Source organism: Flavobacteriales bacterium (assembly GCA_019694795.1).
In the GTDB taxonomy this organism is placed as follows: Bacteria; Bacteroidota; Bacteroidia; order Flavobacteriales_D; family UBA2798; genus UBA2798.
In genome coordinates, this window is sequence record JAIBBF010000056.1 from 1 (window position 1) to 14,989 (window position 14,989).

17 protein-coding genes are annotated in these 14,989 nt (G+C 42.5%); 11 read left to right on the top strand and 6 right to left on the bottom strand.

What is annotated here, in order from left to right; all coding sequences use genetic code 11:
- On the top strand, positions 1-1,195 hold a 1,195-nt coding region (locus K1X56_12705), incomplete at its 5' end, for an MMPL family transporter (protein MBX7095573.1).
- On the opposite strand, the gene K1X56_12710 is transcribed toward K1X56_12705, so the two are convergent.
- A complete protein-coding gene (locus tag K1X56_12710; protein MBX7095574.1) occupies positions 1,196-1,981 on the bottom strand; it encodes a hypothetical protein in 786 nt (261 codons plus the stop codon).
- A gap of 186 nt (positions 1,982-2,167) precedes the next feature.
- Between K1X56_12710 and K1X56_12715 the strand changes: the two genes are divergently transcribed.
- Positions 2,168-2,731, top strand: coding sequence for a PAS domain-containing protein (locus K1X56_12715; GenBank protein MBX7095575.1), 564 nt, complete (start codon positions 2,168-2,170; stop codon positions 2,729-2,731).
- Here the strand turns inward: K1X56_12715 and K1X56_12720 are convergent, their stop codons facing one another.
- Positions 2,732-4,459 (bottom strand): hypothetical protein, encoded by a 1,728-nt coding sequence (locus K1X56_12720; GenBank protein ID MBX7095576.1) that lies wholly within the window; start codon positions 4,457-4,459, stop codon positions 2,732-2,734.
- A gap of 49 nt (positions 4,460-4,508) precedes the next feature.
- Between K1X56_12720 and K1X56_12725 the strand changes: the two genes are divergently transcribed.
- From K1X56_12725 to K1X56_12735, 3 genes are read left to right on the top strand one after another with little or no spacing between them, the layout of a single operon-like run.
- Positions 4,509-4,814: a LapA family protein gene (locus K1X56_12725; protein MBX7095577.1), complete on the top strand. Its 306-nt coding sequence runs from the start codon at positions 4,509-4,511 to the stop codon at positions 4,812-4,814.
- Position 4,815: 1 nt separating this feature from the next.
- Positions 4,816-5,577, top strand: a complete 762-nt coding sequence (locus tag K1X56_12730; GenBank protein ID MBX7095578.1) for an MBL fold metallo-hydrolase — start codon at positions 4,816-4,818, stop codon at positions 5,575-5,577.
- Positions 5,578-5,581: 4 nt separating this feature from the next.
- Positions 5,582-6,109 carry a hypothetical protein gene (locus K1X56_12735; GenBank protein MBX7095579.1) on the top strand — a complete coding sequence of 176 codons (528 nt, stop codon included), beginning with the start codon at positions 5,582-5,584 and terminating at the stop codon, positions 6,107-6,109.
- Here the strand turns inward: K1X56_12735 and K1X56_12740 are convergent, their stop codons facing one another.
- The 3 genes from K1X56_12740 to K1X56_12750 all read right to left on the bottom strand — a co-directional run bounded on the left by K1X56_12740 (position 6,110) and on the right by K1X56_12750 (position 8,180).
- Positions 6,110-6,784, bottom strand: a complete 675-nt coding sequence (locus tag K1X56_12740) for a ZIP family metal transporter (protein MBX7095580.1) — start codon at positions 6,782-6,784, stop codon at positions 6,110-6,112.
- Positions 6,785-6,854: 70 nt separating this feature from the next.
- Positions 6,855-7,577: a class I SAM-dependent methyltransferase gene (locus K1X56_12745; GenBank protein ID MBX7095581.1), complete on the bottom strand. Its 723-nt coding sequence runs from the start codon at positions 7,575-7,577 to the stop codon at positions 6,855-6,857.
- 21 nt (positions 7,578-7,598) lie between these two features.
- The gene (locus K1X56_12750) at positions 7,599-8,180 is read right to left on the bottom strand and encodes a tRNA-(ms[2]io[6]A)-hydroxylase (protein ID MBX7095582.1); all 582 of its coding nucleotides are present in this window, start codon (positions 8,178-8,180) and stop codon (positions 7,599-7,601) included.
- Positions 8,181-8,354: 174 nt separating this feature from the next.
- Here K1X56_12750 and K1X56_12755 point away from each other — a divergent pair, with 174 nt between their 5' ends.
- Genes K1X56_12755 through K1X56_12780 form a run of 6 tightly spaced genes read left to right on the top strand, consistent with a single transcriptional unit; the run spans position 8,355 to position 14,786 of the window.
- On the top strand, positions 8,355-9,449 hold the full coding sequence (locus K1X56_12755) for a tetratricopeptide repeat protein (GenBank protein ID MBX7095583.1): 1,095 nt from the start codon (positions 8,355-8,357) through the stop codon (positions 9,447-9,449).
- Between the two features lie 5 nt (positions 9,450-9,454).
- Entirely contained in the window at positions 9,455-11,533 is a 2,079-nt protein-coding gene (locus K1X56_12760; GenBank protein ID MBX7095584.1) for an OmpA family protein, read from the top strand.
- A 40-nt stretch (positions 11,534-11,573) separates the two neighbouring features.
- Positions 11,574-12,170: a hypothetical protein gene (locus K1X56_12765; GenBank protein ID MBX7095585.1), complete on the top strand. Its 597-nt coding sequence runs from the start codon at positions 11,574-11,576 to the stop codon at positions 12,168-12,170.
- The gene (locus tag K1X56_12770) at positions 12,151-12,360 is read left to right on the top strand and encodes a hypothetical protein (GenBank protein ID MBX7095586.1); all 210 of its coding nucleotides are present in this window, start codon (positions 12,151-12,153) and stop codon (positions 12,358-12,360) included. Before K1X56_12765 ends, K1X56_12770 begins: the two co-directional genes overlap by 20 nt.
- A gap of 14 nt (positions 12,361-12,374) precedes the next feature.
- Entirely contained in the window at positions 12,375-13,136 is a 762-nt protein-coding gene (locus K1X56_12775; protein ID MBX7095587.1) for an SDR family oxidoreductase, read from the top strand.
- Between the two features lie 3 nt (positions 13,137-13,139).
- Positions 13,140-14,786 carry an amidohydrolase gene (locus tag K1X56_12780; protein ID MBX7095588.1) on the top strand — a complete coding sequence of 549 codons (1,647 nt, stop codon included), beginning with the start codon at positions 13,140-13,142 and terminating at the stop codon, positions 14,784-14,786.
- A 33-nt stretch (positions 14,787-14,819) separates the two neighbouring features.
- Here K1X56_12780 and K1X56_12785 read toward each other — a convergent pair.
- On the bottom strand, positions 14,820-14,989 hold a 170-nt coding region (locus K1X56_12785), incomplete at its 5' end, for a type IX secretion system membrane protein PorP/SprF (GenBank protein MBX7095589.1).

Genomic DNA, 14,989 nt, shown 5'->3' on the forward strand with positions numbered 1-14,989 from the left:
CCTTATTTTACATCCGGTTCCCTCCATCGCTGCCGTGCCGCACGAAAACAACTGGTGGAGAAAAATGCTTCCCCGTTTATTGCTGTTTATTTTTAAACGACGCAATGCATTACTGATTAGTTCAGGCTTGCTCATTCTGCTTTCGTTCATCGGGATTTCTCAAATGCGTATCAATAATTTTCTGCTGGAAGATTTAAAGGAGGGTAATGAACTCAAGCAGCATTTCCGTTTTTTCGAAACAGAATTCTCGGGTGTTCGTCCCTTCGAATTAGCCTTGCAGAAAAACACCGGATCCGATTCGCTACCGATTACCATTGGCGAATTGCAGCAAATCGAAAAAATTGAAAATTATTTGCATCAGGAATATGGAGCAGGCTTTTTATTCTCGCCGCTCAGCATTGTAAAAACGGTAAACCGTTCCCTGCACGGTGGCGATTTTAGTGCTTATGCCATCCCGTCTTCCAATGAAGAATTGCTCGAAATTTATTCCCTGCTCGAAAAGATGAAAAGCAAAAATGCCTTCGATCGCGTAGTGGCCGATCAGGGAAAACTCATTCGCATTTCAGGGAAAAGCGCTGATTTGGGTAGCTTTGTTTACAAGGAAAAAGATGCGGCATTCCATTCCTTTTTTAAAGAGCAAATCGATACCACTTTGTTCAGCTATCGCATTACGGGAACAGCTACTTTAATTGATAAAAACAACGGACAAGTAGCACGTGGTTTAGTTTATGGTTTGCTGCTTTCTTTTTTAGTGATTGCGCTGATTGTGGGCCTCATGTACAAATCATTATCCATGACCATCATCGCTTTAATTCCCAATATTATTCCGCTGCTTTTGGTGGCCGGCATTATGGGAATTTTGGGAGTAGATTTAAAAGTTTCTACTTCCATGATCTTTACCATTTCCTTTGGAATAGCGGTGGATGATACCATTCACTTCATTTCGAAATTGCGATTGGAGCTGGCTGCAGGTAAATCGGTGTTCTATGCCGTAAAACGAACCTTCTTAACAACGGGAAGAGCGATTATTTTGACCACCATTATTTTGTCGGGCGGATTTTTAACGCTGGTTTTTTCCGATTTTCTGGGGACATTCTACCTCGGTTTACTCATCGCGCTCACGCTGATTTTCGCTGTGCTGGCCGACTTGTTTTTGTTACCGGTGTTGGTTGTGTATTTCTACAAACGGAAATAATTACTTGAGCAATTCTCCTTTAGAAAAGTTTTCGGTTTTTACCGGATTCCCGTTTTCATCATAACTTTTCCAGGTGCCTTCGTTGAGGTAATCGCCGAGTCCTTCGGAATATACTTTGCTGCCTTCGGCTTTTATTTTTCCGTTGCTGTGGTATTCGGTATAACTGTAGATGTATTTTTTCTTGTCCTTAATCTCCATTATTTTTTGCGGAGCTCCGTTATCGAAAAAGAATTTTTTGAATTCAAGAATCGTACTGTTTTTTAAGGCTTGTTCCTGATAGGTAATGGCACCGCTTGCGCTGTAGTCGGTCCAGCTTTCCGGCGATCCTTCATTGTATTTTATTTCGGATTTCAATTTGCCGTCGGGATAAAACAGTTTTACCGATGAGCGGTAATTATCAATCGCTTTAAAATCGCGTTCAACATTTCCGTTGGGATAAAAATTCTTGTAGGTTTTTAATTGACCGTCGATGTAAAATCCCTTGTGCAACAATTCACCACTCACGTAAAAATCTTCGATCCAGCTCTGGCAGGCATAGTTTCCGCACATGCGAATGGAATCGCCTTCGGTGTGGGGATTAAGACGCTCATACAGCATAATCCCATACGTAGAATCAATCACGCTCGCCGCCTCATAGGTTTTTTTATCGGCCATTTGTTTTTTCAGGTTGAACTGTGCCATCGATGTAGTGGCCATCATCATTCCTCCCGCAATCAGTATCAGTGTGTAAAATCGTCTCATCGCTGCTATAAACATATCCTGTGCTTGAAAATAAACATTTTTCATGATTTCTTGGATTCAGATCATCACAATTACCAAAACCGTTCCAGATTTATTGCTTCTTTAACTTTCAGCTAATCAGTCGATAATAACATCGGTTTAGGTCTCAATTTCCTTCCTGCTGTTAATAACAATTACAAAATGGGATTAATTTCTTCTTAATATTGGACTCTTCATCTCAAATTGTTGCGCTTGGAAATTACCGACGACAAATCGTTTCAGGCAGCCCTCCGCGTGTTGGGTCGACCCGTTTTTTACGAAACCGGGGGTGGAATTGAATTTGTGTCGGAGAACATTTTTGATCTCACCGGTTATTCGCCCGATCAGTTTAATCTGAACCGCGATTTTTTTCCCGGCCACATGCATCCGCAGGATTATATCGAAGTAAATCACACCCTTGTGATGTGGCACAAACAAAACGAGCAGGAGCCGGTGGTAACCATGTTTCGTTTTAATGTGGAAAACCGCGGATACATCTGGCTCGAAGATCACCTTGTTTCAGTAACGGAAAACGGAAAAAAATATATGCGGGGATTAATGATCGATATCGATCAGGAGCGCAAGGATGAAAATAGTTTATACGAAGAAAAATTCCGTTTCGATCAGCATCATGCCGGTATTCCCATTAAAGATCGTTTGCCTCTGATTTTGGAACAGCTGGAACAAATCAATGAAATCCGCCGGCAGCGTCGCCTTTTGGTGTTGTCGGTTTTCGATTACATGCAAAAAAACGGATTCGCTTTCCGTAATCTCTGATTAAAAAAGTTTGGCTACGGGATACAAATTATGTGTTTTCTCATAATAGGGCGATCGCAGGTAGATGAAATACAATTGCGCAAATCCGTCTTTTGCAAATTCAGGATCATTCGCTTTTTTCTGCTTTAATTCTTCTTCCAGTTCCGGATGTTCTTTCAGGTAATTTTCGGCATAGTCCTCAAAAACATAATCCGAAAACCATTCTTTTTGTTGCACAATGGCATCGAAAAAATTCCAGTTGAAATACGAATCCACCGATTCGGGCTCCAATGTCTCCACCAAAAAGCGCCATGCAGGTTGGGAGGTGTAAACCAGCACATCGCCCTTATGGAAATTGCGCATCTCTTGCTTTTCCGTCACCCGGGTGTTGTAATGGAGATAATGTCCCTCGTAAGGTTTCTTCACGGTTTCGAAACTGTTGATGTAGGTGGAGGTGACTTTTATACTGCTGTCCTTTTGCAAACTCAGCATAGCTATATGATTCAGTTTTAACCGGTCAATCACTTCTTTCCATGCAAAGGGAATGATATAGGCTTTCGGTACGGTTTTTTTCAGTGTTGACTGGTAGTGGTTATAATAGGGAATGTTCTTTTTGTAAGGTTTGTTTCTGTCGTAACGCAAGCGTGTTTCTCCCGAAATTTTACTGGGTTCAAATACGGCTTCATAACCTAAAAAGGGAATTTGTTCCTGCCGGTTGGTATCCAGTTCGTAATTCATTCCTAATTGGACCATTTGCTCCGGATTATACTGAAAGGATGAAAATTTTTCTTTCATCGTTTGTATATCTTTTTTGTACAGAGAAGCTGATTCAATTACAATGTGGAGCAGGGTAGTGGTCGCTTTTACACGATCGGGATAGGCCTTTAACATGTGGGTTTCAGTGGTAATACCAATGCATCCCCATAAGGCGGCATATCCGGTGGCAAAGCGCGGTGTTTCTAAAAAATCGGCAATTCCGCTTTCGGGTGTTTTTCCAATGTGATTCACATAGGGAATCATCGGCTGATTTTTTTTCTCCATTTCAGAATAGAGATGCGGAATTAAATTCGAGCGGCACCATTCGCCCTGTGCACCGAGTTTGTCGGGCTGGGTCATGAGTAAGGTCATGGTGTATTGGTAATCGGCGCCATTACTCACGTGGGTGTCCACCAAAATATGCGGATCAACCAATTGAAACAACTGCACAAAACTCTGTGCATTACGCGAATCGTTTTTGATGAAATCGCGGTTGAGGTCCAGGTTTCTCGCATTGCCGCGGAAGCCGTATTCTTCGGGACCATTCTGATTGGCTCTGCTGCAACAGTTGCGGTTGAGCATACCGTCGATGTTATAAGCAGGAATAATACAGAGTAAAACATCGTTCGGTAAATTTCCTTTTTTCAATACATCCTTTACCAATTGCAGCGAAGCATCGATGCCATCCGGCTCACCGGGGTGAATGCCATTGTTGATGAGTATTCGAATTTTATCGCGTTTGGCAAGTTGATTTTTCGGGTTTTTCTCAGAGGAAATCAGCACCAGATGTAAAGGAATGCCCGCATCGGTTAAACCCATCTCCAGGATGTCCACCAAATCCGATTGTCGGTCGATGCTTTGCCAGGCGGAAATGACTTCCGGATAGCTGAGAGTTTGATTCTTTTCGTAGCGTAATTCCTGTGCAAAACTGTTGATGGAACTGCAAAGCGCCAGAATGAAAACAGCGATTTGTGTATTATTTTTTTTAAACATAATTCTGTCGTTGGCACAAAATACCTAATTTTTCAGAAAAATATTCCGAATGAGTCAGGAAAAAGAACAATCGTTTGTAGTGAAATACAAAAAAGAATTGCTGATCGGTTTAATCGCCGTTTTAATGTTGACGTTCATCGTACGCAATTCGCACCAGGTGGATTTTTACCTTGTGTTTTTTAAAGTGAAAATTTCGGTCATCTTCCTCATTGCCTTGTTTTATGCATTGGGAATGATCACCGTTTGGTTGCGATTCCATTTCCTGAATAAGGACAAAGACAAAAAATTCAAACAAATGGAGGAGCGTTTGAAAGAACTCGAAAAACAATTGCCTCCTACACCTCCTTCCATGTAACATGAAGGTTACTTTTTTAGGTACAGGAACATCACAAGGCATCCCCGTCATCGCCTGCGATTGCGAGGTTTGCACATCGGCCGATCCGAAAGATAATCGCCTGCGCACTTCAGTGATGATTGAAGCACAGGAGAAGGTCATCGTGATTGATACCGGACCCGATTTTCGTCAGCAAATGTTGCGTCACCAGGTAAAACACCTCGATGCGGTGTTGTTTACGCATGAACACAAAGATCATGTGGCCGGACTCGACGATGTGCGTGCATTTAATTTCCGTCAGAAAAGTAAAATTGATATTTACGGAACCGTAGAAGTACACAATGCCTTAAAGCGTGAGTTCCATTATGCCTTCAGCGATTTTAAATATCCCGGAGTGCCGGAATTGAATTTGGTGGAGATTGAAAACAAACCGTTTTCCATTCAGGGAATTGAAATTGATCCCGTTCGTGTAATGCATTACAAAATGCCGGTATTTGGATTTCGCATTGGTAATTTTTCTTACATCACCGATGCAAAAACCATTTCTGCCGGTGAAATGAATAAATTAAAAGGAACCGAAATTTTAGTCCTCAATGCCCTGCGCCGCGAAGATCATATTTCGCATTTTACCCTGGCCGAAGCACTGGAAGTGATTCAGAAAATTAATCCCGTTCGCGCTTATCTCACGCATCTCTCTCATCTCATGGGTAAGCATGAAGTGGTTCGCGAAGAATTGCCGCCCAATGTAGATCTTGCTTATGATGGATTGGTACTCGAAATTTAAGTTCGTGCTTGTTCTGTTTCTCTTTTTGGGAAACAACGAACTCTTGGCGCAGAGCGATTCCATTCGCGTCGTAGTGAATGATTCCACTTCTTTCTGGCATCCGATTGTATGGGTAAAAAAAGACACCATCAATGGCGAATGCAGAGCCGTTTATAAAAGTGATATGCGGACTCCTGCCCGAATAGTAAATTATAAAAACGGATTGCGGAATGGTGTTTCCAAATCTTTTTTTCCAACGGGCCGGCTCATGGAAAAACAGGTGTACAAAAACGGACAGAAAAATGGGGCTTATGTAAAAATGGCTTTCGACGGACAAGTATTAATTAGTGGTTCCTACACCAATGGAAAAAAATCCGGCGTGTGGAACGATAAGTTATTGGGACTTACCGGTCGTTTCGATAAAAACGGATTAAAGCAAGGTGTTTGGAAATACATGGTGAACGATTTTGTAGTGCGCGAATATGTTTTTCGCGATGGAGAATTGCAATCCGGATTTAAAAGTGATCCTCCTGATTTTTTACTGAAGTACTGATCAGAAATTAAGCATGGCCACCACCACGCCTCCTAAAATGGAAAGGAATTTGATCAGGTTGAAACGGTGATTTTCGGAAGATTCAAATAGAATGGTGGTAGAAATATGCATGAACATTCCCACCACAATCGCTAAAATGATATCGAAAAATCCTGCGAGATTCGAACTTAAGTCGGCACCGAAAATGTGACCGAGAAATGTCCCCAGCGGACCCATCAATGCAAATATCGCCAGCCAGAAAAAAGCATTTTGTCGCGATAATCCACTTTTTAAAAACATACTCATCAGCGCAATGGAAACCGGAATGTTGTGGAATACTACACCCATTAAAAGCGAGTGATTTCCGTGTCCGTGCGCAATGGCATGATGTTCGGCATGAATTTCACGTTCGAGTGGAATTCCTTCTACAAAGGCATGCAGGCACAATGAAATCATCACTACAATCGGAAAACGTTCTTTGTGGTGATCGTGGATGTGTACATGTCCGTGCTCAATTCCTTCACTGAAAAATTCGAGCAGGAGCTGGAATAAAAATCCGAGTAAAATAAAAATCCCGATGTTTTTTGGTCCGTGTTCATACACTTCCGGTATCAGGTGCAAAAAGGAAACACCCAATAAAAATGCGCCGGAAAAGGCAAGCATCAGTTTCAGCGTGCGCTCTCCGGTGGGATTCATAAACAACACCGCTGTTCCTCCGGCGAGTACCGAAGCAATGAGGGATAGGTATACAACGAGATCTTCCAAATCAGTATTTACGGGCAATGAGAATGATGCGGTCGGACCGGTCTTTGTTGTAAGGCCCGAACGAATAGTCGCCAAAAGTACCAATTATTTGCAATCCTGTTGCATTTACCATGTCGGAAAGTTCATTTAATTCGAACAATCGTACTTTTTCGGTATAGCAATGTTGTTCGTCGTCGTGAAGAAAGCGGACGTTTTTAACGACAAATCCGTTTTCAATTTTTTTGTTCACCACAAAGCTGATGCCTTCAATTTCGTAATCCTGCGTTTCCTGCATGTGGCGCCGTACCTGGGTGGGATTGAGAAAATCGATCACGAGGTGACCATTCTCTTTTAAGGCATCGGCCATATTCCGGATGCACCGATAATCATCGGCGGGGTCGTCGAAATAACCGAGACTGGTAAATAAATTTAAAACGGCATCGAAATTTTTTTCGGGAAAGGGCTGCAGCATATCGTGCACCAGAAAGTGCAGTTTTTCATCTTCGAACTGTTTAGCGAATTCAATGCTGTTAACCGATAGATCGGCGCCGGTTACATTCAATCCCATTTTCGATAGAAACACCGAATGCCGGCCTCTGCCACATGGAAGGTCCAGCACGCGCATATCAGGACGCAAACCGATTTGTCCGGCTAAGCGGATCATAAATGATTCGGCCTCCTTTTCATCGCGGTGGCGGTAAAGGATGTGATAATAATCGCTATTGAACCAATCCTTATACCACATAATTGTATGTCATTTTTTTCATCACCCGTGCATGGTTTCTTTTTTGCCGTAGCGGGCAATTACTTCTGCTTCGTATTCGAGGAATTCTTTCCAGCGTTTATCTACATCTACCTTTTTTGCGTATTTGCGTGCAAAGCCGATAAAGGTGGTGTAATGTCCCGCCTCCGAGGCCATGAGTGAATGATAAAATTCGCGAAGGTCGGCGTCGTTCACTTTTTCGCTCAGCATTTTAAATCGTTCACAGCTACGTGCTTCAATCATGGCGGCAAATAATAAGCGTTCCACCAATTGCTCTTCACGCGTGCCTCCTTTTTTCAGGAACTGCCTTAATTCATTCACATAATCATCCTTGCGTTCGGGACCCAGCTTAAATCCGCGTTCTTTAATTTTGGCAAGGACCAGATTAAAATGTTCCATTTCTTCCACTGCAATTTTCCCGAGTTCATCCACCATCTCCGATAATTCAGAATGCACCACAATCAGACTAATGGCATTCGAAGCAGCTTTTTGCTCGCACCATGCGTGATCGGTGAGTATTTCCGAAATATTACTTTCCACCAGTTTAACCCAGCGGGGATCGGTTGGTAGTTTTAATCCGAGCATTGTGGATGAATTTGGCTGCAAAAATAAGGCTTATCCTTCATATTCGGTACAGACTTTGTATATCCTGAAAATGAGAGCCTGAATGCCTTTATCAACATTTGTTGAAAAAACAAGGTTTGTGATTGCGTGTTCAGGTCGTATTTTTAGTTCCCAACCAAATAAAACCAGCATTACGTGAAGAAAATTCTACTAACGCTGCTGGGCGCAGGATGTATGGTCCTGTCCTATGCACAGCCTGACATGCTCACTGAGAAGGAGCGTCAGTACAAAGATTCCATCGATGCCCTTAATGCCGCATCGGCTATGACGGCCGAATTCCAAACGGCTTACAATGAAGGGAACAGTCAGTTCGCTGCCCGCAACTACAGCGCGGCCATCGCATCCTACACCAAAGCTTTGGGTATTTCCAACACCTTTAAAGAGGCCTGGTTCAATAAAGGCGTGGCCGAAATTGAAGCGAAAAAATACAAGGAGGCAGTAGAAAGTTTTACCAGCTTAATTAAGTTGGATGAGCAAAACGGAAAAGCATTTTTTCAACGCGCCCGTGCCCATCAGCTCAACAACGATTTAAAAAATGCGGAGCTGGATTTATTAACGGCAGGACGATTAAGTCCGAAAAACGAAAAGGTTCCCTACAACCTCGGTACCGTTTACTTCCAAATGAAAGATTACAACAAAGCCCTGGAACAATTCGGTAAAGCCGTGAGCCTGAAACCCGATTTCGCTTATGCGTATAACGACCGCGGTTCTTGTTACCGCATGCTGGAAAAATATCCGGAGGCCGTAAAAGAATACGACCTGGCAGCGAAATACAATCCCAATCTGGCCTTTGTATTGAACAATCTGGGTACGGCAAAAAAGAAAATGAAAGATTATGCCGGAGCATTGGCTGCTTATAACCGCGCCCTGAGCATCGATCCTAAATTTTTCCTGGCTTACCTCAATCGCGGAGCATTGAATTTTGAACAAGGCAAATACGATGAAGCCATTACCGATTTTAATAAATGCATCGAAGCGAATCCGAATTATGCACCTGCATACAACAACCGTGGCAGTGCAAAAATGAAAAAAGAAGATTACCGCGGCGCATTGGCCGATTTCGATAAAGCTATTTCACTGGACGCTACGTACGCAAGTGCTTATGTAAACCGCGGAACGGCAAAAGAAATGAACCGTGATGCATCCGGTGCTTGTGCCGACTGGAAAAAGGCGCGCGAACTCGGTGCCGATTTAGGAAAGAAATATTATGTAAACGACTGTAACGAATAAGGACCATGAAAACTATCTATACATCCATTTTCAGTCTGTTCTTTTTTGCAGCCCTTTCCTTAAAGGCGCAAAACGTAGAATTTAAAAGTGCAAACTTCAAGGATAAAAAAGAAGAATTTAAAGCTGCCGTCGATAACATCGATAAGGGAGATGATTTTTTGAAAAAAGGAAATGAACTTGTGCTGAACACCCAGGATCCGGGTGATAATTTTTTAATGGCTATTTTCCATTATTCAAAAGCACAAGCCTTTAATCCGAACAATGCGGAACTCAATTTTAAATTGGGTATGGCTTATTTCTACACCAATATGAAATATAAAAGCAAGGACCACATCCTGAAGGCCGTTCAACTGGATCCGGAAGTGGATAAGCGCAAAGATTTCTTTTTAGGTGTGGTGAATCTGATGGAAATGAAATTTGATGATGCCACAAAATATTTCAAATCATTTGAAGATAGCCGCAAAGCGGAGGATTACATCAAGTTCATTGCAAAATACCTCGAAGAATGCAAAAGCGGAAAAGTACTGGTAGCAAAACCGGAACGTGTTTGGGTGGATAACATCGCGGAATTAAATTCCGAGTACGATGACTATTCGCCTTCGATTACCATGGACGGATCTACCATCATTTTCACTTCCAGAAGACCGAATGGTCACACCGCCTTACCTCATGGCGGATACGATTCCGACATTTATACAGCAGAATTCTCCGGAGGAAAATGGTCAGCTCCGAAATCCATCGGATCGCAAATCAACACGGATAAAGATGAAACATCGAGTATGTTGGCGTATAATGGAACTAAATTACTGCTGTTCCGCAACGAAAACGGCAATTTCGATATCATGGAATCCGAATTAAGAGGAGCTGCATGGTCGGCCGCCGTTTCATTTGCACGCGCCATCAATACCGTTGCCAATCAAACCTTTTCTTCGTACGATTTCGATGATGTAAAACTGTATTACCTCTCCGATAAAGAAGGTGGTATTTCAAATTCCGGTACAGATATTTATTTCTCCGGAGTAATGGATCGTGCTAAACGTATTTACGGAAATGGTATGAGCGTTGGATCGGTGATTAATACCCGTTTTAATGAGGGACCACTCTACATGCACCCCGATGGTGAAACGATGTACTTCGCTTCGCAGGGACATAACTCCATGGGTGGATACGATATTTTTGTGTCGTATAAAAAACAAGGACAATGGACCGCTCCCATCAATATGGGTTACCCAATCAATACTCCTTACGATGATTTTATCTGTGCAATGGCAGCCAATGGAAAACACATGTACATGGCTTCCAATCGCCCGGGCGGAAAAGGAGGATTGGATCTGTACAAGGTTACCTTCTGGGGACCCGAAAAGAAGTTGATTGTGGATAATCAGGATTATCTGTTATCATCAGTGGCTAGTCCGATTCAGGATAACGTTATTGAAGCTTCTGTTCAGGTACAAAAGAAAAGCTTAACCGTATTTAAAGGAAGAACCATCGATGCCATCACCAAAAAACCGGTGGAAGCAGATATCGATATCGTTGATAACGGTACAGGTCAGGTAATCTCCACCTTTAAAACCAACAGCGCAACCGGTAAATTCCTGTTATCACTGAACAGTGGTAAAAACTATGGTATTGCAGTTAAAGCCAACGGATACCTGTTCCATTCAGAAAATTTCGATATTCCATTGTATACCGATTACAATCTAGTGGATAAAGAAATTGAACTGAAAAACATTGCAGTAGGAAGTAAGATTGCATTACGCAATATCTTCTTTGCAACGGGACTCGCTACGCTAACGAAAGAATCGAATGCTGAGCTCGATCGTTTGGTGAAATTGTTGAAGGATGTTCCCAAACTGAAAATTGAAATTTCGGGTCACACCGATAACGTAGGTTCAGAAAGCATGAACCAAAAATTATCTGAAGACCGTGCTAAATCCGTTGTCGATTACCTGGTTTCTAAAGGAATCGATAAAGGAAGACTCACTGCCAAGGGTTACGGATCTACACGACCTGTAGCCACCAACAATTCGGCAGAAGGTCGACAGCAAAATCGAAGAACCGAATTCGAGATACTTGCAAACTAATGTATCTTTAGGGTCCCGAAACATCGGGACCCTTTTTTTTATGTCATTACGCACGCATATTTCAGATTTGGCTGCTAAAGGATATACGCGGCAGGAAATCTACGACAGTATTTTACCGCAGATTTCCAATTACAACATTAAGGAACCGAAAAAACTGGCGAATAAAATTCTTTATTTCCCTACTCGTACGGTATGGAAAAAATCTAAGCGCGCTTATCAGTTTTTAATTGCATTAATTGCTTTATCTGCCATTTTACAATTGGTAGCAGGTATTCAGTTTTCGCAGGAAAATAATGTCAACATTGCTTTTTCACTGGTCTTCCCCTTATTCAATTTTATTTTTCTTTTTTTTCTCATCACCAAACGACTCAACGTACTTCGTCCGATTGCCATCTTAACGCTGATCGGATATGTCCGCGGATTTAAAGACATGTCCTTCGCTTCCGACCTCGATATGTATGTGTTCGGGGTGGTGTCGCTGATCATTATTTCCATTGTATCGGTGGCTTTTTATCTGAGTGCACGAATGCATGCGCCATTTGAAGAAAAGAAAGTAAAAAATGAGGAGGGAAAAATAGAAACCAAAATCGTTTTTCCCGATGAAGAAAAATCGACCGATGAAGAAATTCTTATTTAGTAGTTTCCTGATTTGCTCTTCCGTTTTCCTATGGGCGCAGGAAGGCGAACGGATTGTAGCCGAAGAAGAAAAATCGCAGTCGGCAACGGAAGCGTTCGATTGGTTGAGTTTTTTTCAATTGTCCTTAATTCTCGCCGCTCTGCTCATAGGCTATTTTTTTCGCCGGCGTAAAAACAACGATTACGAATAAATTTTTAAGATAACATGAAAACAATTTTAGTTACCGGCGCTACTTCCGGATTCGGTAAAGCCATTGCAGAGAAATTTGCTGCTGAAAAATGGAACATCATCATCACCGGTCGTCGCCAGGATCGTCTTCAGTCGCTGAAATCGGAATTAATTTCGAACTATGGCATAGAGGTTCTGGATCTCTGTTTCGATGTGCGCGATTTGAATCAGGTGGAAAAAAATCTGGGAGCACTGCCCGAAAAATTTGCAAAGGTGGATGTGCTGGTGAATAATGCGGGACTCGCACTCGGTTTAAATACCATCGATGAAGGAAATATTTCCGATTGGGAACAAATGATCGATACCAATATCAAAGGTCTTTTATATGTAACCCGCGTTATTTCTCCGGGCATGAAGGAGAGAAAATCCGGACACATCATCAATATTGGCTCTACAGCAGGTAAAGAAGCCTACAAGAATGGAAATGTATATTGCGCTACCAAACATGCCGTAGAAGCGATTACAAAGGGTTCCAGGATCGATTTGTTGCCGTTTAATATTAAGGTGACCAGTGTTTGTCCGGGTATGGCGGAAACTGAATTTTCTGAAGTGCGTTTTAAAGGCGATGCAACGCGTGCGCATTCCGTGTACGAGGGATTTGAACCTTTGCATCCGGAAGACATTGCAGAGGTGGTCTATTTTGCAGCAACGCGTCCGGCCCATGTTTGTTTAAACGATATCATTCTTACCCCCACAGCACAAGCCAATTCTTTTTACGTGGAACGCAATAATTCATAAGCTATGAAAGGATTGAATACCTCATTGCTGATGGTCCTCCTTTTTTCTGCCTCCTGTGCACATAAAATGGATGAAGCAGATCTGATCATTCACAATGCGCAGATTTATACTATGGACGATAACAACACCGTGGTTGAAGCAATGGCGGTGAAGGATGGAAAAATTCTTGAATTGGGAGCGGAGCGGCAAATCATGAATAAATATTATGCCGATGAAGTGGTCGACCTGATGAAGCGTCCCGTTTACCCTGGATTTATCGATGCGCATGGTCACATTCTCAGCTACGGCAAAATGTTAATGCAGGCGGATTTGTCGGGATGTAAATCGTTTGATGAGGTGATCGATCGCGTTAAAAAATATGCCGACAAAGAACATCCGAAAGTCATTTTCGGTAGGGGATGGGATCAAACCGAATGGGAAAACCCGGAATTCCCCACGCGTGAAAAACTGGATGAACTATTTCCGAATACACCCGTGGTGTTGTATCGGATCGACGGACATGCTGCATTGGTGAATTTTAAAGCTTTGGATTTAGCCGGAGTCAATGAAAATTCTCAAATAGATGGTGGCGAATTTATTGTGAAGGATGGAAGATTAACGGGAATGCTCATTGATAATGCGATGTCGAAAGTGCTGAGTGTGTTACCTGAATTCAGCGATGAAGAAACTGAAAAAGCATTATTGCTGGCCAATGAACATCTGATTCGCTATGGAATTACAACGGTGGATGATGCCGGTACGGATTTACCTACTACCGATATGATGCGTCGTTTGCAAAATGAAAAAAAATTCAAACTTCGTGTATATGCAATGATGGTTCCCAGCAAAGAGAACCTGGATCATTTTGCAGTGGAGGGTCCGTACAAAGATGATCGCATGAATATCCGTTCATTCAAATTTATGGCGGATGGTGCTTTGGGTTCCTGGGGAGCTTGTTTAAAAGAACCCTACAGCGATCGAACAGGTGATCATCACCACGGTGCATTAACGGTGGATATGAAATTTTTTGCAGAGTGTGCCGAGTTGATGGTGGAGAGTGGTTTCCAAATGAACACGCATTGCATTGGCGATTCAGCTGCAAAATTAGTGCTTGCCATTTATGCGAAGAATTTGGAAAGTCAACACGATTCCCGCTGGAGAATTGAGCACGCACAAGTGATGGATCCCAATGATTTTTATTATTTCAGCGATTTTTCCATTCTGCCAAGCGTACAACCCACCCATGCTATTTCCGATATGAATTGGGCAGAATTACGCATCGGTGCTGCACGCTTAAAAGGGGCCTATGCGTATAAATCGCTCTTAAAAGCAAAAGGATTGATTGCACTTGGTACCGATTTTCCGGTTGAATCTCCGGATCCGATTATGACATTTTATACAGCTGTTTTTCGCAAGGATAAGAATGGAAATCCGCCTTCCGGATTTTTACCTGAACAGGCCTTAACGCGTGAAGAAGCATTGCGGGGAATGACCATCTGGGCGGCTTATTCCAATTTTGAAGAAAATGAAAAGGGAACACTCGAAAAAGGTAAACTGGCCGACTTCGTAGTGCTGAGTCACGATTTACTCAAGGTTTCCGAAAAAGATATTTTACGCGCTTACATATTTAGTACCTACATAAACGGAGAACGGGTCTACTCGTATGAGTAAAACCCGCTCCCCGTAACACCAAATAAAGCAAGGTTAGAACGACGGACAACTAATGGTCCGGAACGATCGTTTCTTCGGTTTACACGGAATGTTGATTCCCATGGAAATTTCATGAGATCCACCCGATGCATTGGTCAATTTCGATATGGTTACATCATAGGAATATCCGATTTTAACCACATCGGTCTGGATACCTATTAATG

Coding starts and splice junctions, on each gene's coding strand:
- K1X56_12740 (MBX7095580.1), bottom strand. CDS start 6,784: ATGAATCCCACCGGAGAGCGCACGCTGAAACTGATGCTTGCCTTTTCC.
- K1X56_12720 (MBX7095576.1), bottom strand. CDS start 4,459: ATGTTTAAAAAAAATAATACACAAATCGCTGTTTTCATTCTGGCGCTT.
- K1X56_12725 (MBX7095577.1), top strand. CDS start 4,509: ATGAGTCAGGAAAAAGAACAATCGTTTGTAGTGAAATACAAAAAAGAA.
- K1X56_12710 (MBX7095574.1), bottom strand. CDS start 1,981: ATGAAAAATGTTTATTTTCAAGCACAGGATATGTTTATAGCAGCGATG.
- K1X56_12750 (MBX7095582.1), bottom strand. CDS start 8,180: ATGCTCGGATTAAAACTACCAACCGATCCCCGCTGGGTTAAACTGGTG.
- K1X56_12730 (MBX7095578.1), top strand. CDS start 4,816: ATGAAGGTTACTTTTTTAGGTACAGGAACATCACAAGGCATCCCCGTC.
- K1X56_12760 (MBX7095584.1), top strand. CDS start 9,455: ATGAAAACTATCTATACATCCATTTTCAGTCTGTTCTTTTTTGCAGCC.
- K1X56_12775 (MBX7095587.1), top strand. CDS start 12,375: ATGAAAACAATTTTAGTTACCGGCGCTACTTCCGGATTCGGTAAAGCC.
- K1X56_12745 (MBX7095581.1), bottom strand. CDS start 7,577: ATGTGGTATAAGGATTGGTTCAATAGCGATTATTATCACATCCTTTAC.
- K1X56_12770 (MBX7095586.1), top strand. CDS start 12,151: ATGAAGAAATTCTTATTTAGTAGTTTCCTGATTTGCTCTTCCGTTTTC.
- K1X56_12765 (MBX7095585.1), top strand. CDS start 11,574: ATGTCATTACGCACGCATATTTCAGATTTGGCTGCTAAAGGATATACG.
- K1X56_12780 (MBX7095588.1), top strand. CDS start 13,140: ATGAAAGGATTGAATACCTCATTGCTGATGGTCCTCCTTTTTTCTGCC.